Source organism: Streptomyces sp. NPDC025618 (genome assembly GCF_055558795.1).
Window position 1 is genome coordinate 139,345 of record NZ_JBVHLW010000006.1, and the last position, 19,398, is coordinate 158,742.

Annotated in this window: 16 protein-coding genes and 1 pseudogene; 4 read left to right on the forward strand and 13 right to left on the reverse strand. The window is 71.4% G+C overall.

Annotated features, from left to right (window positions below):
- Positions 1 to 326 (forward strand): annotated as a pseudogene (locus ACZ4A5_RS08720) (hypothetical protein); the annotation flags it as partial.
- A gap of 74 nt (positions 327 to 400) precedes the next feature.
- On the opposite strand, the gene ACZ4A5_RS08725 reads toward ACZ4A5_RS08720, so the two are convergent.
- The 3 genes from ACZ4A5_RS08725 to ACZ4A5_RS08735 all read right to left on the reverse strand — a co-directional run bounded on the left by ACZ4A5_RS08725 (position 401) and on the right by ACZ4A5_RS08735 (position 3,464).
- The gene (locus ACZ4A5_RS08725) at positions 401 to 544 is read right to left on the reverse strand and encodes a hypothetical protein (RefSeq protein WP_398869804.1); all 144 of its coding nucleotides are present in this window, start codon (positions 542 to 544) and stop codon (positions 401 to 403) included.
- A gap of 316 nt (positions 545 to 860) precedes the next feature.
- Positions 861 to 2,492: an L-glutamate gamma-semialdehyde dehydrogenase gene (gene pruA, locus ACZ4A5_RS08730; protein WP_467580013.1), complete on the reverse strand. Its 1,632-nt coding sequence runs from the start codon at positions 2,490 to 2,492 to the stop codon at positions 861 to 863.
- 45 nt (positions 2,493 to 2,537) lie between these two features.
- On the reverse strand, positions 2,538 to 3,464 hold the full coding sequence (locus ACZ4A5_RS08735; protein ID WP_467580015.1) for a proline dehydrogenase family protein: 927 nt from the start codon (positions 3,462 to 3,464) through the stop codon (positions 2,538 to 2,540).
- Between the two features lie 232 nt (positions 3,465 to 3,696).
- On the opposite strand from ACZ4A5_RS08735, the gene ACZ4A5_RS08740 reads away from it, so the two are divergent.
- Complete coding sequence (locus ACZ4A5_RS08740) at positions 3,697 to 4,953, forward strand: PucR family transcriptional regulator (RefSeq protein ID WP_467580017.1); 1,257 nt, start codon at positions 3,697 to 3,699, stop codon at positions 4,951 to 4,953.
- A gap of 9 nt (positions 4,954 to 4,962) precedes the next feature.
- Here the strand turns inward: ACZ4A5_RS08740 and ACZ4A5_RS08745 are convergent, their stop codons facing one another.
- Together ACZ4A5_RS08745 and ACZ4A5_RS08750 are read right to left on the reverse strand one after the other, a co-directional pair.
- Positions 4,963 to 5,166: a ferredoxin gene (locus ACZ4A5_RS08745; protein ID WP_467580019.1), complete on the reverse strand. Its 204-nt coding sequence runs from the start codon at positions 5,164 to 5,166 to the stop codon at positions 4,963 to 4,965.
- Between the two features lie 214 nt (positions 5,167 to 5,380).
- Positions 5,381 to 6,283 carry an NAD(P)-dependent oxidoreductase gene (locus ACZ4A5_RS08750; protein ID WP_467580022.1) on the reverse strand — a complete coding sequence of 301 codons (903 nt, stop codon included), beginning with the start codon at positions 6,281 to 6,283 and terminating at the stop codon, positions 5,381 to 5,383.
- 88 nt (positions 6,284 to 6,371) lie between these two features.
- On the opposite strand from ACZ4A5_RS08750, the gene ACZ4A5_RS08755 reads away from it, so the two are divergent.
- A complete protein-coding gene (locus ACZ4A5_RS08755) occupies positions 6,372 to 6,968 on the forward strand; it encodes a TetR/AcrR family transcriptional regulator (protein WP_467580025.1) in 597 nt (198 codons plus the stop codon).
- Positions 6,969 to 7,008: 40 nt separating this feature from the next.
- On the opposite strand, the gene ACZ4A5_RS08760 is transcribed toward ACZ4A5_RS08755, so the two are convergent.
- From ACZ4A5_RS08760 to ACZ4A5_RS08795, 8 genes are all read right to left on the reverse strand, one after another.
- Positions 7,009 to 7,641 carry a TetR/AcrR family transcriptional regulator gene (locus tag ACZ4A5_RS08760; RefSeq protein WP_467580028.1) on the reverse strand — a complete coding sequence of 211 codons (633 nt, stop codon included), beginning with the start codon at positions 7,639 to 7,641 and terminating at the stop codon, positions 7,009 to 7,011.
- Between the two features lie 202 nt (positions 7,642 to 7,843).
- On the reverse strand, positions 7,844 to 8,185 hold the full coding sequence (locus ACZ4A5_RS08765; RefSeq protein ID WP_467580031.1) for a hypothetical protein: 342 nt from the start codon (positions 8,183 to 8,185) through the stop codon (positions 7,844 to 7,846).
- Between the two features lie 213 nt (positions 8,186 to 8,398).
- Positions 8,399 to 10,021, reverse strand: coding sequence for a phosphoglycerate dehydrogenase (serA, locus tag ACZ4A5_RS08770; RefSeq protein WP_467580033.1), 1,623 nt, complete (start codon positions 10,019 to 10,021; stop codon positions 8,399 to 8,401).
- Between the two features lie 225 nt (positions 10,022 to 10,246).
- The gene (gene ilvC / locus ACZ4A5_RS08775) at positions 10,247 to 11,245 is read right to left on the reverse strand and encodes a ketol-acid reductoisomerase (protein ID WP_467580035.1); all 999 of its coding nucleotides are present in this window, start codon (positions 11,243 to 11,245) and stop codon (positions 10,247 to 10,249) included.
- A gap of 102 nt (positions 11,246 to 11,347) precedes the next feature.
- Positions 11,348 to 11,872: an acetolactate synthase small subunit gene (gene ilvN / locus ACZ4A5_RS08780; protein WP_361528134.1), complete on the reverse strand. Its 525-nt coding sequence runs from the start codon at positions 11,870 to 11,872 to the stop codon at positions 11,348 to 11,350.
- Between the two features lie 22 nt (positions 11,873 to 11,894).
- Positions 11,895 to 13,766 (reverse strand): acetolactate synthase large subunit, encoded by a 1,872-nt coding sequence (locus tag ACZ4A5_RS08785; RefSeq protein ID WP_467580039.1) that lies wholly within the window; start codon positions 13,764 to 13,766, stop codon positions 11,895 to 11,897.
- 250 nt (positions 13,767 to 14,016) lie between these two features.
- On the reverse strand, positions 14,017 to 16,917 hold the full coding sequence (locus ACZ4A5_RS08790; RefSeq protein WP_467580042.1) for a putative bifunctional diguanylate cyclase/phosphodiesterase: 2,901 nt from the start codon (positions 16,915 to 16,917) through the stop codon (positions 14,017 to 14,019).
- 357 nt (positions 16,918 to 17,274) lie between these two features.
- The gene (locus ACZ4A5_RS08795; protein ID WP_467580045.1) at positions 17,275 to 18,237 is read right to left on the reverse strand and encodes a 2-hydroxyacid dehydrogenase; all 963 of its coding nucleotides are present in this window, start codon (positions 18,235 to 18,237) and stop codon (positions 17,275 to 17,277) included.
- Positions 18,238 to 18,309: 72 nt separating this feature from the next.
- Between ACZ4A5_RS08795 and ACZ4A5_RS08800 the strand changes: the two genes are divergently transcribed.
- On the forward strand, positions 18,310 to 19,302 hold the full coding sequence (locus ACZ4A5_RS08800; RefSeq protein ID WP_398869789.1) for an aldo/keto reductase: 993 nt from the start codon (positions 18,310 to 18,312) through the stop codon (positions 19,300 to 19,302).
- Positions 19,303 to 19,398: the final 96 nt, after the last annotated feature.

A 19,398-nucleotide genomic window follows, 5' to 3' on the forward strand; every position in this document is an offset into this window, starting at 1 on the left:
TCTCTCTCTCTTCTCCCCCCTCCCCCCCCCCCCCCCCCCCCCCCCCCCCCCCCCCCCCCCCCCCCCCCCCCCCCCCCCCCCCCCCGGACAGCTACGAGGGCCACGTCAAGGACCAGGAGAGCGTGCCCACGTATCACTGGGTGAAGGACGGAGGCCGGCAGAAGGAGACAGTGCAGTGGTCCCGCGTGCGTTACACCGGCTACTCGTTCCTGGCGGTCGAGGTCCAGCCCGGCCCGCGGCCGCGGATGCGGGTGACGGCGCTGGCGGAGAGCGGCGAGCGCATCGATCACTTCGACGTGACGCGGAGCGGAGGGGCGAAGGGCTAGCACAGCGACGTGACGCGGAGCGGAGGGGCGAAGGGCTAGCACAGCGACGTGACGCGGAGCGGAGCGTCGAAGAACTAGTGACCGGTGACGCCGCCGTTGTCGCGTCGGTCCAGCGCGCGCTGGAGGGCTGCGGCGGCGTTCACCCGGTCGGCCTTGTGCTCGGCACTCTCGGCCGGACGGGGGGCGCGGCGGGTCCTGCGGGCTGCGGTTTCGGGCATGGAAGTCACGTCTCCTCTTACTCAGGTCGTCTGGCTGTGTCGGCTGGCTGAATCCCCGGGAGGGGTCGGACGGAGCCGGGAGGAGGGCGCGGGGCGGGTGCCGCAGGGATCACCTGCTCGGGGGCACACCGGCCGGGGCCGCTGTCGCTCGATGGAGCGGAAGGTTCGGCTTCCTCCACGCTAGGACAGGGCGGCGGCGGTGTCTCCCCGAATACTCGGTCTTCCTACTATCTGAGACGGCGGGCGTGCCCGGGACATGACGCCGCCCCCGCCCGGCTGGGGGGCCGGACGGGGGCGGGGATCAGCGAAGGGCAGGTCAGCCCATGTGCGGGTAGCGGTAGTCGGTCGGCGGGACCAGGGTCTCCTTGATGGAGCGGGTCGACGTCCAGCGCATCAGGTTGGACGCGGCACCGGCCTTGTCGTTCGTGCCCGAGGCACGGCCGCCGCCGAAGGGCTGCTGGCCGACGACGGCACCCGTCGACTTGTCGTTGATGTAGAAGTTGCCCGCGGCGAAGCGGAGCTTCTCCATCGCGTCGGCGGCCGCGGCGCGGTCCTGCGCGATGACCGAGCCGGTCAGGGCGTAGGCCGAGACGGACTCCATCTGCGCCAGCATCGCGTCGAAGTCGCCGTCCTCGTAGACGTGCACGGCGAGGATCGGGCCGAAGTACTCGGTCGTGAAGACCTCGTTCGCCGGGTCGGTGCACTCGATGACCGTGGGGCGGACGAAGTAGCCGACGGAGTCGTCGTACGTGCCACCGGCGACGATCGTGCAGCTCGGGTCGGCCTTGGCGCGGTCGATCGCGGCCTTGTTCTTCGCGAAGGAGCGCTCGTCGATGACGGCGCCGATGAAGTTCGACAGGTCGGTGACGTCACCCATGGTGATGCCGTCGACCTCGGCCGCGAACTCCTCCTTGAAGCCGTCCTCCCAGATGGAGCGCGGGATGTAGGCACGGGAGGAGGCCGAGCACTTCTGGCCCTGGAACTCGAAGGAGCCGCGGGTCAGCGCGGTCTTCAGGATGCCGCGGTCGGCGCTCGGGTGGGCGACGACGAAGTCCTTGCCGCCGGTCTCGCCGACCAGGCGCGGGTAGGAACGGTAGTTCTCGATGTTGTTGCCGACCGTCTTCCAGAGGTACTGGAAGGTCTTGGTCGAGCCGGTGAAGTGGATGCCGGCCAGCTCGGGGTGGTTCAGGGCCACCTCGGAGACGGCGAGGCCGTCACCGGTCACCAGGTTGATGACGCCCTTGGGCAGGCCCGCCTCCTCCAGGAGCTGCATCAGCAGCACGGCGGAGTGGGTCTGCGTCGGGGACGGCTTCCAGACGACCACGTTGCCCATGAGGGCCGGGGCGGTCGGCAGGTTGCCGGCGATGGCGGTGAAGTTGAAGGGCGTGATCGCGTAGACGAAGCCCTCCAGCGGCCGGTGGTCGCTGCGGTTCCACACACCGGTCGCGTTGGCGACCGGCTGCTCGGCGAGTATCTGGCGCGCGAAGTGCACGTTGAAGCGCCAGAAGTCGACGAGCTCGCACGGGGTGTCGATCTCGGCCTGCTGCGCGGTCTTCGACTGGCCCAGCATGGTGGAGGCGGCCAGCGTCTCGCGCCAGGGGCCGGCCAGCAGCTCGGCGGCGCGCAGGATGATCGCGGCGCGGTCGTCGAAGGACATCGCGCGCCAGGCCGGGGCGGCGGCGAGCGCGGCGTCGACGGCGTCCTGCGCGTCCTGCCGCGTGGCGTTGTTGAAGGTGCCGAGCACGGCGGCGTGGTTGTGCGGCTGGACGACCTGGAACGGCTCGCCGCCGCCCATCCGCTTCTCGCCGTTGATCGTCATCGGCAGGTCGACCGGGTTGCCCGCCAGCTCCTTGAGCTTGGCCTCGAGACGGGCGCGCTCGGGGGAACCGGGGGCGTAGCTGTGCACCGGCTCATTGACCGGGGCGGGGACCTGGGTAACGGCGTCCATGGGTTCCGTTTCTCCTTCGGGGCTCGTCAGGGGGGATCGGGCGGCTCAGCCCTTGGTGAGGATGGAGCGGGCGAAGAACAGCAGGTTGGCGGGCTTCTCGGCGAGGCGGCGCATGAAATAGCCGTACCAGTCGGTCCCGTACGCCGTGTAGACGCGCATCCGGTGGCCGTCGGCGGCCAGCCGGACGTGCTCCTCACTGCGGATGCCGTAGAGCATCTGGAACTCGTACTCGTCCAGTTTGCGCCCCGCCTGCCGGGCCAGCTCCTGCGAGATGGCGATCAGCCGCGGGTCGTGCGAGCCGATCATGGGGTAGCCCTCACCCGCCATCAGGATCTTGACGATGCGTACGAACGCCTTGTCGATCTCGGCCTTGTCCTGATAGGCGACGGACGCGGGCTCTTTGTACGCACCCTTCACGATACGCACCCGGCTGCCGGCCGCGGCGAGGCGGCGGGCGTCGTCCTCGGTGCGGAAGAGGTACGCCTGGATGACGCAGCCGGTCTGCGGGAAGTCCCGCCGCAGCTCCTCGTGGATCGCGAACATCGAGTCGAGGGTGGTGTGGTCCTCGGCGTCGAGTGTGACCGTGGTGCCGATGGCCGCGGCGGCCTCGACGACCGGGCGGACGTTGGCGAGCGCCAGCTCGTGGCCGCCCTCCAGCGCCTGGCCGAACATGGAGAGCTTGACCGACATCTCGGCCTTGGTGCCGAGGCCGAGCTCCTTGAGGCGCTCGATCAGCGCGAGGTAGGCGTCGCGGGCGGCGTACGACTGCTCGACCGTGGTGATGTCCTCGCCGACGACGTCGAGGGTGACCTCCAGGCCCTCGGCCGCGGCGTCCTTCACGATCGGGATGACCTGGTCGAGGGTCTCGCCCGCGATGAAGCGGGCGACCACCTGCTTGGTGCCCGGCGCGGCCGAGACGAGACGGCGGATGGCGTCGCTGCGGGACGCGGCGAGCAGCACAGGACCCAGCACTGGGCACCTCCACGATGACGGCCGGCCCCACGGCGGGGGCGGCATAAGTAACTCATCGTGAAAACTAGAGATCACAGCGATCCTCGGCCATCGACAGCTGTCACGCATCCGTGGCCCGGATCTCAGACACATGTATGACAATAGTGAGCGGCACATGAAACCGGGGGGCGAAATCGGGCCGTAACGGGTCCACACGAAGGGGCCCCAGGTCCGAAGGGAGCGCGGCGGGGCGATGCGCGGCGACTATCAGCAGCTCGTGGACGAGATATCGGCCGCGCTCGGCGCGCCCGCGACCCTGGAGGACCGGGATTTCGGGCTGATCGCCTTCGGCGCCCACGACAGTGACGACGACGTCGAGCTGACGATGGACCCGGTGCGGACCCGGTCGATCCTCCAGCGCCGGTCGACCGCGGCCGTCCGGGCGTGGTTCGAGGCGTTCGGCATCGCGCGGGCCCAGGCTCCGCTGCGGATCCCGCCGGATCCCGCGGCGGGGGTGTTCAAGGGCCGCATCTGTCTGCCCGTACGCCACCGGGGCGTGGTGCTCGGCTATGTGTGGCTGCTGGACGACGAGCACCTGTCCGGGCTGGACCTCTCGGTGCCACTGGCGGACCCGCGGCTCGCGCAGGCGATGGAGACAACCACCCGGATCGGGGCGCTGCTGGCCGCCGAGGCCCGCGCGGGCGCGGAGCTGGGCGAGCTGCTGCGGGAGTTGCTGACCGGGCGGCCCGCGGGCCGGGACTCGGCGCGGGCCGCCCTGCGGGACGCGCTGGGCGCGGCGGGTGACGGGCCGCTGGCGGTGGTCGCGGTGGCGCCGTGGCGGGCGGCGGGCGACACCGAGGGCGAGCCGGGTGAGACGGGGGACGCGGAGGGGCCCGGTGCGGGATCGGCGCTGGCCGGGCAGTCGGGGGTGGCGGCGCTGTGCGCGGTGCCGGACGCCCTGCCGGACGGCTCGGCGGCGCTGGCCGCGCTGATCCGGCTGCGGGCGACGACGGCCCCGGCGCCCGCGCTCACGGCGGCGGACCGGCTGCTGCGCTCGCCCCGCGCGGGCGGTGCGGGCGGTGCGGGCGGCCGCCCCGTGCGGGCCACGGCCGGGCTCGGTGCTCCCCGCCGGGGGCTCGCGGAACTGCCGGCCGCCTGGCGCGAGGCGCTGGCGGCCGCGCGGGCGGCCGGGGCGGAGGCGCGGCTGGGGCCGGTGGCGGAGTGGTCGGGCATCGGCCCGTACCGCGTGCTGTCCGCGCTGCCGGCCCAGGCCGCGGCGGACCCTTCCGTACGCCCGCTGCTGGCCCCGGCGCACACGGAACTGGCCCGCACGGCGGAGGTCTTCCTCGACTGCGCGGGCCAGGCGGGCCGCACGGCGGCGGCGCTGGGCATCCACCGGCAGACGCTCTACTACCGCCTCTCCCGGGTGGAGCAGCTCACGGGCCTGGACCTGGACGACGGCGAGGGCCGCCTGCTGCTCCACATGGCCCTGAAGGCGGACCGGTTGTAGGAGCGGGGGCTAGTCCTCCTCGGCGCTGATCGCCTGGACCGGGCAGGCGCGCACCGCCTCGCGCGCCAACGGGTCGCCGCCGCCGTCCTCATTGCCGGGGATCACCGTGCCGAAGCCGTCGTCGTCCTGGGCGAAGACGCCGGGCGCGGTCAGGGCGCACTGGCCCGAGCCGACGCAGAGATCGGAGTCGATGGAGATGCGGAAGGTGCTCATGGTGGTTTCCGTTCCGTGAAGTCGTCACGACGGGTTCGGCGCAGGCCGCCGGTACGTCCAGTGCAGGCCGCTCCGCAGCGCTCGGCTACGCGCGATCCGGCCACATCCCGCACAACGACGGAATACGGCACACCGCTACGCCTTCCAGGACAGGTCCGCACACACGGGTGCGGCCGTGCCACCCCCCGATGGCACGGCCGCACTGCCCGGGGCGTCAGGCCGCGGGCTTCCTGAGGGTCTCCATCAGGCTGGTGAAGCTGTCGTCCGCGTGGCCCTGGCCGAGTCCGCGGCGGAAGATCTCCAGGACCGCGGCGGGCAGTGAGGCGTCGACTCCCGCGTCCTTGGCGGTCTGCGTGATGTGGTCGACGCTGGCCGCGCACATGGCGAGCCTGTCGACGTCACCGCCGTGCTGCCCGGCGTCGACGCGCGGGGTGTAGAAGGAGAGGAAGCCCGGGACCGAGGACACGATCGAGGTGGCGTACGGCCGGACCTCCTCGGCGGTGATGCCGTGCGCCTCGGCGACGGTGACGGCGTGCAGCCAGCCGCTCATCGTGGTCCAGAAGATGTCCATCATGAGCTGGTAGTGGAGCGCGGCCAGGCCCGGGTCGGCGCCGCGGTAGTCGGCGGCGGTGAGCACCTCCAGTGTGGGCCGGTGGGCCTCGAAGACGTCCCGGGGGCCGCTGTAGAAGGTGGCCGACTCGGACGAGCCGATGCCCGAGGGCGGCACCTGCACCCCGCCGGTGAGGTGACGCGCGCCGTGCTCCTCGGCCCAGGCGGCGGCCTCGCGGGCGCGCGCCGGGGTGTCGGAGCTGAGGTTGACGAGGACCCGGCCGGGCAGCGCCGCGGTGGCGGGCCCGAGGACCGCGAACATCGCGTCGTAGTCGGTCAGGCTGAGCACCACCAACTCATGGGCGCCCAGCGCCTCCTCGACCGTCGCCGCCCGCTCTGCGCCCTTGGCGACGAGGGCGTCGGCCTTGGCGGCGGTGCGGTTCCACACGGTCACCGGGTGGCCCGCGGCCAGGAACGCCTCGGTCATCGCCGTGCCCATGGGGCCGAGACCGATGACGGTGACGGCCTGCTTGCCCCGAGAAGACGCCTGCTTGCTCTGAAAAGACATGGGAGATCCCCCCGCTAGAACGAACGCTCTATCTAGAGAGGAACCTAGCACGCTCTGGAACGAACGCTCTATTCGATATCCTTGCCGGGTGAAGACCACTACGCAGGCGGGCGCGGACGCTCTCGGCACACGCGAACGGATCGTCCGGGCCGCGTCACGGCTGATGCAGCGTCAGGGCTACGAGGGGACCGGGATCAAGCAGATCTCCCGGGAGGCCGAGGCGACGCTCGGCTCGGTCTACCACTTCTTCCCCGGCGGCAAGCAGGAGCTGGCGACGGAGGCGATCCGGCACGGCGACCGGGAGTTCGCGGACATCCTGCGGTCGGTGCTGGCCGGCGAGGAGGATCCGGCGGAGGCGGTGGCCGCGGTGGCCCGCGCCGTCGCCGGCGAACTGCGCGCCTCCGACTGGATCGACGGCTGCCCGGTCACGGCGACGAGCCTGGGCACGGCCGGGCGCGCGCCGGACATCCAGCAGGCGGCGGCGGAGGCGTTCGAGCGCTGGCGCGGGCTGGTGTCCGACAAGCTCCGCGCCTGCGGGATCGCCGAGGAGGACGCGTACGAGCTCGCGCACACGGTGATCCACACGCTGGAGGGCGCGGAGCTGGCGGCTCAAGTCGCGCGGAGCGACGAGCCGTTGGTGATCGCCGGGCGGCACCTGGCCAGGCTGATCACTTCCTATCGGTGAGCTTTGAGGTCCGGCGCCCATGGGTGCCGGACGACAGAGCTCAGGCGTCCTCGCGGCCACCCGGCGTTCCGTCGGCCAAGGGCGACGGCGACTCGAGGAACTGGCCGGCCAGCGCCCGGCGCATCCCCTCGACCAGCTCCGCGCCGGTCGGCGCGGACTCGGCCTCGATGACCCACTGGACCCACATCCCGATGAACAGGGCGTGGTAGAAGGCGCCCGTGGTCCGCTTCGCCTCCTCGCTCACATGGCTGCCGTCGAGGCCCTCGAAGATCTTCAGCATGCCGTCCCGGCCCTCCGGGAACACACCGGCGAACCACTTCTTCAACTCCGGATTGCTCCCCAGCTGACCGACCACCTCCAGCTGGAGCTCCCAGAACCGCCGGCTCTCCTCGAACCCCGCCGTCAGCGTGTTCAGCTTCGCGGTGAAGAGCTCCGCCCGCGAGGTACCCGGGGGCGAGCCGGCCTCCAGGGCGCGGGTCATCGCGTCGCCCCACTCCTCGGTCATCTTGACGAACGCGGTCATCATCAGCGCGTCCTTCGAACCGTAGTGATAGCCGATCGAGGCGAGGTTGGCGCCGGAGGCCGCCACGATGTCGCGCGCGGTGGTGCGCACCCAGCCCTTTTCGAGCAGGCACGCCTTCGCGCCGGCCAGCAGGTCTTCACGATGTCCCATGCCGGCACCCTAGCGCCGGACCATACACGCGTACTAGACAGGCGTCTAAGACGCTTGTCTATACGTACGCGTGGAGACGGCGCCGGCTCCCGCCCTGCCCCTTCCCCCACCCCCGAACACGCGCGGCAGCGCTGACCGTTCGGACGTCAAGGCCGGGGACGGCGCCCGGGTGCGGGCGCCGTCCACGACCTTCGCCGTCGGCTCAGTCGTGCAGCTTGTGCAGCCAGAGCCCCACGGCGACGCCGTTACCGGTGAGCGCGCACACGTGGTTGGTGAACTTGCCGGGGTCCGCGTTCACGGCGCTGGTGCCCGCCTTGTTGCAGTTGTCGTACGTCCAGTACCAGGTCTGGTACTCCCAGCACGGCACGGTGTTGTTGTTGTCGGAACAGCTCGGCGCGGGCACGTTGTCCATGGGCCGCTGCGGCTCCGCGATCGCTCCGGGTCTGTCACCGGCCGCCTGGGCCGTGGTGGCGACGGCGCCCAGGCCGCCGAGTGCGGCGATCACGGCCACTGCGGCGACGGCCGTACGCGTGGAAAGCCTCATCCCGCATCCCCCTCTCCGAGGGCCCCGCTCCTCGCGCGGGCCCCTGTCGGCACGGGGCCCGAACGGGCCCCGTGCGAGGGCTACCCGGCAGGAACGTTCACGCATTCGCGCACCGCCGTGGAATTCGTACGAGCGACACGACCACGGTCTGCGACCGCTCCGGGTACGGGACGGGGCCGGACCCCTGGGCCCGGCCCCGTGCAGCGCTGTGCCTCAGTCCGTCAGATTCACCGCACGCGCCGACACCGCGCCGATCTCCTCCGCGATCTCGGCGAGGACCGGGGCCGGGATGGACTCGTCGACGGTCAGCGCGACCAGGGCCTCGCCGCCCTCCCGGGCGCGGGAGACCTGCATGCCGGCGATGTTGATGCCCGCCTCGCCGAGGATCCGGCCGACCGTGCCGACGACGCCGGGGCGGTCGCCGTAGCGGAGGAAGGCCATGTGGTCGGCGAGCGCCAGGTCCACGTCGTGGTCGCCGACCGCGACGATCTTCTGGAGGTGCTTGGGGCCCGCGAGCGTGCCGGAGACGGAGATCTCGTCGCCGCCGGAGAGCGTGCCGCGCACGGTCACCACGTTGCGGTGCTCGGCCGACTCGGAGCTGGTGGTCAGGCGCACCTCGACGCCACGCTCCTGCGCGAAGAGCGGGGCGTTGACGTACGACACCGTCTCGTCGACGACGTCCTCGAACACGCCCTTGAGCGCGGACAGTTCGAGCACCTTGACGTCGTGCTGGGTGAGCTCGCCGTAGACCTCGACGTCGAGCCGGACCGCGACCTCGCCCGCGAGGGCGGTGAAGATCCGGCCGAGCTTCTCGGCGAGCGGCAGACCGGGCTTGACGTCCTCGGCGATGACGCCGCCCTGGACGTTGACCGCGTCGGGCACCAGCTCGCCGGCCAGCGCGAGGCGGACCGACTTGGCGACCGCGATGCCCGCCTTCTCCTGGGCCTCACCGGTGGAGGCACCCAGGTGCGGGGTGGCGACCACGTTGTCGAACTCGAACAGCGGGGAGTCCGTGCAGGGCTCCTGGGCGTAGACGTCCAGGCCCGCGGCCGCGACCCGGCCCTCCTTCAGGGCGGTGGCCAGCGCCGCCTCGTCCACGATCCCGCCGCGCGCGGCGTTGACGATCCGCACCGACGGCTTGACCTTGTGCAGCGCCTCGTCACCGATGAGACCGAGCGTCTCGGGCGTCTTCGGCAGGTGGACGGTGATGAAGTCCGCGGTCTCCAGCAGCTCGTCGAGCGTCAGCAGCCGGACGCCCATCTGCGCGGCCCGCGCGGGCTGCACATAGGGGTCGTACGCGACGATCTTCATGCCGAACGCGGACATGCGCTGGGCCACGAGCACGCCGATGCGGCCGAGGCCGACGACGCCGAGGGTCTTCTCGGACAGCTCGACGCCGGTGTACTTCGAGCGCTTCCACTCGCCGTTCTTCAGGGCGGAGTTGGCCTGCGGGATGTTGCGCGCCGTGGCGATCAGGAGGCCGCACGCGAGCTCGGCCGCGGTGACGATGTTGGAGGTCGGGGCGTTCACGACCATCACACCGGCCTTGGTGGCGGCGGCGACGTCGACGTTGTCCAGGCCGACACCGGCGCGCGCGACGACCCGCAGCCGCTTGGCGGCGGCGACCGCCTCGGCGTCGATCTTCGTGGCGCTGCGGACGAGGACGGCGTCCACATCGGCGATGGCGGGCAGCAGGGCGGCGCGGTCCGCGCCGTTGCAGTGCCGGATCTCGAAGTCCGGGCCCAGGGCGTCGACGGTCGCGGGCGAGAGCTCTTCCGCGATCAGTACGACGGGTTTACGGGACGAAGCAGTGCTCACGTGGTCCTCACAGTCCATGGGGTTACCCCCATGCCGTTCAGGCGATGGGGGAGGACGGCCGTCCCGACGGCCGAAGGCGGTGAAGGGCAGCCGCGTGTGACGCACGACGCTGTGAGCCTGACGCGTTGATGCTCCGCAGTCTATCGGGGGTTGGAACCCGCTCGGGCGCGTGCGGAGAAACGTCACCCCGGCGTGACGGGGTGCGGGTCCGCCACGAACACGGGGACCCGCACCCGAGGCCGACTACTTGTCGTCCACCCAGCTCATGAGCTTGCGGAGCTTCTTGCCCGTCGTCTCCAGCAGGTGGTCCTCGTCGGCCTTCTTGTACTCGTTGTACTTCGGCAGGCCCGCCTCGTACTCCTTCATCCAGTTGTTGGCGAAGGTGCCGTCCTGGATCTCGCCCAGGACCTTCTTCATCTCGGTCTTGGTCTGGTCCGTGATGATGCGCGGGCCGGTGATGTAGTCGCCCCACTCGGCGGTCTCGGAGACCGACCAGCGCATCTTCTCCAGGCCGCCCTCGTACATCAGGTCCACGATCAGCTTGAGCTCGTGGAGGCACTCGAAGTACGCGATCTCCGGCTGGTAGCCCGCCTCGACCAGGGTCTCGAAGCCGGCCTTCACCAGGGCGGAGGCACCGCCGCAGAGCACGGCCTGCTCGCCGAAGAGGTCGGTCTCGGTCTCCTCGGTGAAGGTCGTCTTGATGACGCCGGCGCGGGTGCCGCCGATGGCCTTGGCATAGGAGAGGGCGAGCTGGAAGGCGCTGCCGGAGGCGTCCTGCTCGACGGCCGCGATGCACGGCACGCCGCGGCCCTCCTCGTACTGACGGCGCACCAGGTGGCCCGGGCCCTTGGGGGCGACCATGCAGACGTCCACGCCGGCCGGGGGCTTGATGAAGCCGAAGCGGATGTTGAAGCCGTGGCCGAAGAACAGCGCGTCGCCGTCCTTGAGGTGGTCCTTGACGGACTCCTCGTAGACCTTGGCCTGGATCGGGTCCGGCACCAGGATCATGATGACGTCGGCCTCGGCCGCGGCCTCGGCGGGCGTGACCACGCGCAGGCCCTGCTCCTCGGCCTTCGCCTTGGACTTGGAGCCCTCGTGCAGGCCCACCCGGACATCGACGCCGGAGTCGCGCAGCGACAGCGCGTGGGCGTGGCCCTGGCTGCCGTAGCCCAGGACCGCGACCTTGCGGCGCTGGATGATGGACAGGTCGGCGTCGTTGTCGTAGAACAGCTCGGCTGCCACTGAGGTATCTCCTTGTTTTCCGGGATTCCGGTTGTGCGTCCCACCGTATGCCGGGTGGGCGGGAAAAAGTGTTCGGGTCTCGTGATGCGGAAGGGCCGGCCGTCAGGCCGTGCGGTCCAGGGCGCGCAGGCTGCGGTCGGTGATGGAGCGGGCGCCGCGCCCTATGGCGATCGTCCCGGACTGCACGAGCTCCTTGATGCCGAACGGCTCCAGCATCTTGAGCATCGCGCCCAGCTTGTCGCTGCCGCCGGTGGCCTCGATGGTGACGGCCTCCGGGGAGACGTCGACGGTCTTGGCGCGGAAGAGCTGGACGATCTCGACGATCTGGGAGCGGGTCTCGTTGTCGGCGCGGACCTTCACCAGCACCAGCTCGCGCTGGATCGCGGCGCTGTCCTCCAGCTCGACGATCTTCAGCACGTTGACGAGCTTGTTGAGCTGCTTGGTGACCTGCTCCAGCGGCAGCGACTCGACGTTGACGACGATGGTGATGCGGGAGATGTCCGGGTGTTCGGTGACCCCGACCGCGAGCGAGTCGATGTTGAAGCCGCGGCGGGCGAACAGCGCGGCGATCCGGGTGAGGATGCCGGGGGTGTTCTCCACGAGGACGGAGAGCGTGTGCTTGGTCATGGTCTCTTTCTCTCTCCTGGCCTCAGTCGTCTTCGGTGTCGCCGAAGTCCGGGCGGACGCCGCGCGCCGCGAGGATCTCGTCGTTGGAGGTTCCGGCGGCGACCATGGGCCAGACCATGGCGTCCTGATGGACGATGAAGTCCACCACGACCGGGCGGTCGTTGATGGCGTTGGCCTTCTCGATGACGGCGTCGAGCTGGGCCGGGTCCTCGCAGCGCAGGCCCACACAGCCCATGGCCTCGGCGAGCTTGACGAAGTCCGGGACCCGGGTGCCGGCGCACGCCTCCTTGCCGGTGGCGCCGGGGCCGGAGTGCAGGACGGTGTTGGAGTAGCGCTGGTTGTAGAAGAGGGTCTGCCACTGGCGGACCATGCCGAGGGCGCCGTTGTTGATGACGGCGACCTTGACGGGGATGCCGTTCAGGGCGCAGGTGACCAGTTCCTGATTGGTCATCTGGAAGCAGCCGTCGCCGTCGATCGCCCAGACCGTGCGGTCCGGAGCGCCGGCCTTGGCGCCCATCGCGGCGGGCACGGCGTAGCCCATGGTGCCCGCGCCCCCGGAGTTGAGCCAGGTGCGGGGCTGTTCGTAGTCGATGAAGTGCGAGGCCCACATCTGGTGCTGGCCGACGCCCGCCGCGTAGATGGTGTCCTTCGGCGCGAGCTGCCCGATGCGCTGGATGACCTGCTGCGGGGAGAGGCTGCCGTCCTCGGGCTGGTCGTAGCCGAGGGGGTAGGTGTCGCGCCAGCGGTTGAGGTCGGCCCACCAGGCCGCATATCCCGTTCGGGCGGCCTCCGGGGTGTGCCCCTCGGCGTGCTCGGCCTGGATCGCGACGATCAGGTCGGCGATGACCTCGCGGGCGTCCCCGACGATCGGCACGTCGGCGGCACGGTTCTTGCCGATCTCGGCGGGGTCGATGTCCGCGTGGACGATCTTGGCGTACGGGGCGAAGGAGTCGAGCTTGCCGGTGACCCGGTCGTCGAAGCGGGCGCCGAGGGCCACGATCAGGTCGGACTTCTGCAGGGCGGTGACGGCGGCGACCGCGCCGTGCATCCCGGGCATGCCGACGTGCTGCGGGTGGCTGTCGGGGAAGGAGCCGAGCGCCATCAGGGTGGTGGTGACGGGGGCGCCGGTGAGCTCGGCGAGCACCTTGAGCTCCGCGGTGGCACCGGACTTCATCACGCCGCCGCCGACGTAGAGCACCGGCCGCCTGGCCTGGGTGATCAGCTTGGCGGCCTCGCGGATCTGCTTGGCGTGCGGCTTGGTGACCGGGCGGTAGCCGGGCAGGTCGGTGTGCGGGGGCCAGCTGAAGGTGGTCCGCGCCTGGAGGGCGTCCTTGGCGATGTCGACGAGCACCGGGCCGGGGCGGCCGGTGGAGGCGACGTGGAATGCCTCGGCGATGGTCCGCGGGATCTCGGCGGGGTCGGTGACCAACCAGTTGTGCTTGGTGATCGGCATCGTGATGCCGCAGATGTCCGCCTCCTGGAAGGCGTCCGTACCGATCGACTTGGAGGCGACCTGGCCGGTGATCGCCACCAGCGGGACGGAGTCCATGTGGGCGTCGGCGATGGGGGTGACGAGGTTGGTCGCCCCCGGCCCCGAGGTCGCCATGCACACCCCGACCTTGCCGGTGGCCTGCGCGTATCCGGTGGCCGCGTGCCCGGCGCCCTGCTCGTGGCGGACGAGGACGTGACGGACCCTGGAGGAGTCCATCATCGGGTCGTACGCCGGGAGGATCGCACCGCCCGGGATGCCGAAGACGATCTCCGCCCCTACCTCCTCCAGCGAGCGGATGAGGGACTGCGCCCCCGTGACGTGCTCGACGGTGGCGGGCTGCTGCGCCGCGCCGCTTCGGGCCCGCGGCTGCGGATGGTGGGCCCCGGTGGCCTGCTCGGTCATCGACATTCTCTTCTCGAGGGATTCGACGGTAAGGATTCGACGGTTACGACAGCTTCGGCGGTGGGCGGTTTGGGTGGGTCTGCGTGCATCCGATGCAACAAAAAACCCCTCGTGCCGTGAGGCAAGCGAGGGGAGCGCGCCGGAGTGGTCAGCAGGACTTACTGGGTGGCCTGCTTCAGCCGACGCGCTTTCCAAGTACGAGAATTCGGGTGCGCATGGCTCCGACCCTCCACCCGCCGCATATGAGGTGTCAAGCGGGTGGGACGGGCGTCTCATTATTTGAGCGCAATGGAGCATGTGCGAGGGATCCCGCGCCGCCCGCCGCGCCCGAACGGGCGCCCGACGGCATGATCGCGGGGGCCGGCGGAACGCCTCCGACGAGCACGTTCGCGCCGTCCGCGGGGCGGGGCACCGGATAGCTGCCGCGGTCGAGAGCGTAGCGGAGCCGGTGTTCGTCGAGCGGGCCCGCGAACGCCTTGCCCAGGCCGTGGGTGCAGCCCATGGCGCGCAGGGCGAGCGCCTGCTCGGGCACGTCGACGCCCTCGGCCACGGACTGCATCCCGAGGTCGGTGGCGATCCTCAGCAGCCCCGCGGTGATCTTGTGCAGCCGGGCGGACTCCACCACGCCGTCGACCAGCCCGCGGTCGAGCTTGAGCGTGTCGATGGGGAGCCTGCGCAGCGCGCTGATCGCGGCATAGCCGCTGCCGAAGCCGTCCAGGGCGATCCGCACGCCGAGGCGGCGCAGGGTGACCAGCCGCCGCTCCAACTCGTCCAGCGAGACCCGGGGGTCGCTGCCGGACAGCTCCAGGACGAGCGCGCCGGAGGGCAGGCCGTGATGGATGAGCAGCCCTTCGAGGTACTTCGGTGGCAGCGACTTGTCCATCAGACGGGTGGCCGACAGCTGGACGTAGACCGGCACGGGGTGGCCGGCGCGGCAGCGGTGGGCGGCCTGCTCGACGGCCTTCTCGACCGTCCAGCGGCCGAGTTCGGCGAAGCGCGCGGCCTCGTCGCCGCGCTCGCTCTCGGCGACGCGGAGGTATTCGGCGGGGGTGAACAGTATCCCCTGGGCCGAGCGCCAGCGGGGCTGCGCGGCGACCGCGGTGACGCGGCCGGTCTGGAGCTCCACCACCGGCTGGTGCAGCAGCGCGAACTCACCCTCGTGCAGCGCGGTGCGCAGCCGGGTGGCCAGCTCGGCGCGGCGCACCACGTCGGCCTGCATCTGCGGTGCGTAGAGCTCGACGCGGCCCTTGCCCGCCTGCTTCGCGCGGTACATCGCGAGGTCGGCGTTGCGCATCAGGGCGCCGGGGGTGATGCCGGGCTCCGCGAAGGCCACGCCGATGCTGGCGGCCACGCGGACCTCGGTGCCTCCTTCCACCTTGTACGGCTGGGAGAGGGTGAGCCGGAGCCGGTCGGCGATCTCGTGGATGCGGTATTCGCGGGCCGCGGGGTCGCGGGTGCCGTCGCCGATGATGAGCGCGGCGAACTCGTCCCCCCCGAAGCGGGCGGTGCTGTCGCCGGAGCGCACCGAGTCCTGGAGCCGGCGGGCGGCCTGGACCAGCAGTTCGTCGCCCGCCTGGTGGCCGACGGAGTCGTTCACCGCCTTGAAGCCGTCGAGGTCGATGAAGAGCACGGCGGTGCCCGCGTCGGTCGCTCTGCGGCCGGCGAGTGCCTGCTGGACCTTCTTGGTGAACAGGGCGCGGTTGGGCAGGTCGGTGAGCGGGTCGTGCTCGGCGGTGTGCTGGAGCTGGGCCTGGAGCCGGACCCGCTCGGTGACGTCACGGCTGTTGAAGATGAGGCCGCCGTGGTGGCGGTTGACGGTGGACTCGACGTTGAGCCAGTCGCCGGTGCCGGAGCGGAAGCGGCACTCGATCCGGGTGGTGGGCTCCTCGGCGGGCGGCGCCGCGAGGAAACGGCGCACTTCGTGGACGACTCTGCCGAGGTCCTCCGGGTGGATCAGCGAGGCCAGTTCGGACCCGACGAGCTCCTCGGCCTCGCGGCCGTAGACGCCCGCGGCGGCGGGGCTGACGTAGCGCAGTATCCCGGTGGGCGCGGCGATCATGATGACGTCGCTGGAGCCCTGGACGAGGGACCTGAAGTGGTTCTCCTTCTGGGCCAGTTCCTGGGTGAGGGAGATGTTGTCGAGCAGCATGATGCCCTGGCGGATGACGAGCGCGAGGACGACCGTGCAGCCGGTGAAGAGCACGACCTGGTCGACGTGGTGGCCGTCCAGGACGTTGTAGAGGATCCCCAGGGTGCAGACCGCGGCGGCCAGATAGGGCGTGAGGGCGGCGAGCGAGCCGGCGATGGGCCGGCTCGGGTGGTTCAGGTGCTGGGCGGAGCGGGCGGGCGCCGCGTCGTCGTCCTCCTCGCGGGCCACCCAAGGCGCGTACGCCATCAGCAGATAGCCCGCGAACCAGCCCGCGTCGAGGATCTGGCCGGAGCGGTAGTGCGAGCGCAGCAGCGGTGAGGTGAACAGCGCGTCGCACAGGACGGTCAGCGCGAGGGCCGCGATGGCGGTGTTGATGGCGGAGCGGTTGGCCGTGGAGCGCCGGAAGTGCAGCGCGAGGACCATCGACACCAGGGCGATGTCCAGCAGCGGATAGGCGAGCGAGAGGGCCGCGTGCGCCACGGTCTCGCCCTCGAAGTGCGCGGTGTGCGCGAGGGCCAGGCTCCAGGACAGGGTCAGCAGGGAGCCGCCGGTCAGCCAGGCGTCGAGGGCCAGGCAGACCCAGCCGGCCCGGGTGACGGGGCGCCTGGCGAGGACGAGCAGGCCGATGATGGCCGGTGGCGCGAAGAGCAGGAAGCAGAAGTCGGCCGCCGAGGGGGTGGGCACGCGCTCGTCGAGGACGACCTCGTACCACCCCCAGACGATGTTGCCGAGGCCCGCCATCGCGGAGGAGGCCGCGAAGAGCAGCCAGGCGAGCCGGAAGCGCGTCTTGTGCGTCCGGCCGTACCAGAAGCAGGAGACCGCGGCGAGCGCCGCGGCGCCGCCGAGCCCGAAGTCGCCCATGGCGGAGGCCAGCTCGCTCGATCCCCAGCCGAAGGCCGCGCCCGTGGCATAGCCGCCGCAGACCAGGGCGAGGAGGAGCTGGGACGCGGGCCCGGAACCGCCGGCCTGCCGGCGGGACAGCGTCGCTCCGGGGGCGCTCACCGCGTCGCCGCCCCGGGCGGGACCCCGAGCCAGGCGAAGTGGGCCCGGAGAAAGGAGAGATGAGGCCGCCGGCATCCCGGACTGCCCGGCCGGGGCCGGGGGCGGGACGGTGGAGCCGCCGCGCGGTGGTGCCGTGGTCGGTGCGTGAGCCGCGTCGGGTTGATCGTCCAGTGGCCGTGCATCGCCCGTCGCCCCCCTCAGTGCCGGTACTTCGCTGCGCCGTACGGTGCCCGGCGCAGCCCCCGGTCCGGACGATACACCAGACTCGTCACTCAGGGACATAGCTCATATACATAGCGTAATCAGCAGCGGGGTTATGAACACTGAGTGCAGCCGAACGGTACCTCTACGTGGCAACTAGGGGGCAGTGACTACGACATTTTGCAGGGGTGCGTCCAGCGCGAATCTGGCCAGCTGATCACGCAGGAGGCGTTCGGCGCGGGGCAGAAAGGCCGAAGAGGGCCCGCCCACATGGGGGGTGATCAGGGTGCCCGGCGCGCTCCACAGCGGGTGGCCCGGCGGCAGCGGCTCGGGGTCGGTGACGTCGAGCGCGGCCCGCAGCCTGCCCTTCCCCAGCTCGGTCAGGAGCGCCTCGGTGTCGACGATCGCGCCGCGCGCGATGTTCACCAGCAGGGCACCGTCCTTCATCGCCGCGAGGAAGTCCGCGCCCACCAGGCCGCGGGTCCCCTCCGTCAGCGGCGCCGCGACGATCACGACGTCGGCTGCGGGGAGGAGGGACGGGAGCGCGGTGACGGGGTGGACAGGCCCGCGGGGCGTTTCGCGCGGGGAGCGCGCGACGCGTACGACCCGCGCGCACTCAAAAGGCGCGAGCCGGTCCTCGATGGCGGATCCGATGGAACCGTAGCCCAGGATCAGCACGTTCTTGTCCGCGAGCGCCGGGCGGAAACCCTGCGCCCACTCCCCCGCGTCCTGCGCCCGCACGAAGCCGGGGATGTCGCGCAGCGCGGCGAGGGTGAGCGTGAGGGCCAGTTCGGCGGTGCTGGTGTCGTGCAGTCCGCGGGCGTTGCACAGCAGGGTGCCCGACGGCAGCAGCGGCACGGCGGGCAGGATGTGGTCGACGCCCGCGGTGAGCGTCTGGACGACCCGCAGGCCCGTCATGGCGGAAAGCGGGCGCACGACCAGATCACCGCTGGTCACATAGGGCGGGACGTAGAAGGCGCAGCGGGCGGGGTCGGTGGGGTAGTCGGGTTCGCCGTTCCAGTAGGCGTAGTCCAGGGCCGCGGGCAGGCCCTCGATCTCCTCGGGGCGGATCGGCAGCCAGGCCAGGGGGCGGGTGGAACCGCTGTGATCTGCACTCATGCCAGGAGGCTATGCGAAGCCGCCTGCCCGGCAGAGGTTAGTTTGGGGTCGAGGAACGGGAGGGAACGGCCGGTGGAGCGCAGGACAATCGGTGCGGCGGCGCTCGAGGTGGGCGCGATCGGCCTCGGCTGCATGCCCATGCACTGGGCCTACACCGCCTCTCAGCAGAGCGGTGAGGGCGCGCTGCGCACGGTGCACGCGGCGCTCGACGCGGGGACGACCCTGCTGGACACCGCGGACATGTACGGGCCGTTCACCAATGAGCTGCTGGTCGGCCGGGTGCTGCGGGAGCGGCGCGCGGAAGCCTTCGTCTCCACCAAGTGCGGGCTGCTGGTGGGCGATCAGCACATCGTCGCCAACGGCCGGCCCGGCTATGTGAAGCGGGCGTGCGACGCCTCGCTGCGGCGGCTGCAGACCGATGTGATCGACGTCTATCAGCTGCACCGGCCGGATCCCGAGGTGCCGGTCGAGGAGACCTGGGGGGCGATGGCGGAGCTGGTCTCGGCGGGCAAGGTCCGGTCCCTGGGGTGGTGCGCGATCGGCGCGCGGACCCACCGCCGGTCGCGCGCCGGGCTCTACGACGCGACGATCCGCCAGCTGGAGCGAATACAGCAGGTGTTCCCGGTGAGCTGTGTGCAGGCGGAGTTGTCGGTGTGGTCCCGGGAGGCGCTGGACGCGCTGGTGCCGTGGTGCGCGTCGCGGGGCGTCGGGCTGATCGCGGCGATGCCGCTGGGGAACGGTTTCCTCAGTGGCACGCTCACGCCGGGGCAGGGCTTCGAGCCGGAGGACATCCGGGCGCGGCACCCGCGTTTCACCGCCGAGATGATGGCGGCCAACCAGCCGATAGTGGCCGGGCTGCGGCGGGTGGCCGGGCGCCATGGCGCGACGGCCGCGCAGGTCGCCCTGGCCTGGGTGCTGGCGCAGGGCCGGCACGTGGTGCCGGTGCCGGGGACGAAGAAGGCCGCGTGGGTGAGGCAGAACGCGGCGGCCGCGCAACTGCGGCTCACGCCGGAGGACTTCGCGGAGATCGCGGCCCTGCCGAAGGCCATGGGTTCCTGGGACTGAGGCGGCGCCCCGCAGGGGGCGCGCCGGCGGGAGCGTGTATAAGGAACTGTGCCGCGGCCGACCGGTACGCTGCCCCGCCTCGGCGAGAGGAACCCA

Excerpts from the sequence above, each read along its gene's own strand:
- ACZ4A5_RS08795 (WP_467580045.1), bottom strand. The coding sequence starts at position 18,237 with ATGAGTGCAGATCACAGCGGTTCCACCCGCCCCCTGGCCTGGCTGCCG.
- ACZ4A5_RS08745 (WP_467580019.1), bottom strand. The coding sequence starts at position 5,166 with ATGAGCACCTTCCGCATCTCCATCGACTCCGATCTCTGCGTCGGCTCG.
- serA (WP_467580033.1), bottom strand. The coding sequence starts at position 10,021 with ATGGACTGTGAGGACCACGTGAGCACTGCTTCGTCCCGTAAACCCGTC.
- ACZ4A5_RS08750 (WP_467580022.1), bottom strand. The coding sequence starts at position 6,283 with ATGTCTTTTCAGAGCAAGCAGGCGTCTTCTCGGGGCAAGCAGGCCGTC.
- ACZ4A5_RS08785 (WP_467580039.1), bottom strand. The coding sequence starts at position 13,766 with ATGACCGAGCAGGCCACCGGGGCCCACCATCCGCAGCCGCGGGCCCGA.
- ilvN (WP_361528134.1), bottom strand. The coding sequence starts at position 11,872 with ATGACCAAGCACACGCTCTCCGTCCTCGTGGAGAACACCCCCGGCATC.
- ACZ4A5_RS08725 (WP_398869804.1), bottom strand. The coding sequence starts at position 544 with ATGCCCGAAACCGCAGCCCGCAGGACCCGCCGCGCCCCCCGTCCGGCC.
- ACZ4A5_RS08740 (WP_467580017.1), top strand. The coding sequence starts at position 3,697 with ATGCGCGGCGACTATCAGCAGCTCGTGGACGAGATATCGGCCGCGCTC.
- ACZ4A5_RS08760 (WP_467580028.1), bottom strand. The coding sequence starts at position 7,641 with ATGGGACATCGTGAAGACCTGCTGGCCGGCGCGAAGGCGTGCCTGCTC.
- ACZ4A5_RS08765 (WP_467580031.1), bottom strand. The coding sequence starts at position 8,185 with ATGAGGCTTTCCACGCGTACGGCCGTCGCCGCAGTGGCCGTGATCGCC.
- pruA (WP_467580013.1), bottom strand. The coding sequence starts at position 2,492 with ATGGACGCCGTTACCCAGGTCCCCGCCCCGGTCAATGAGCCGGTGCAC.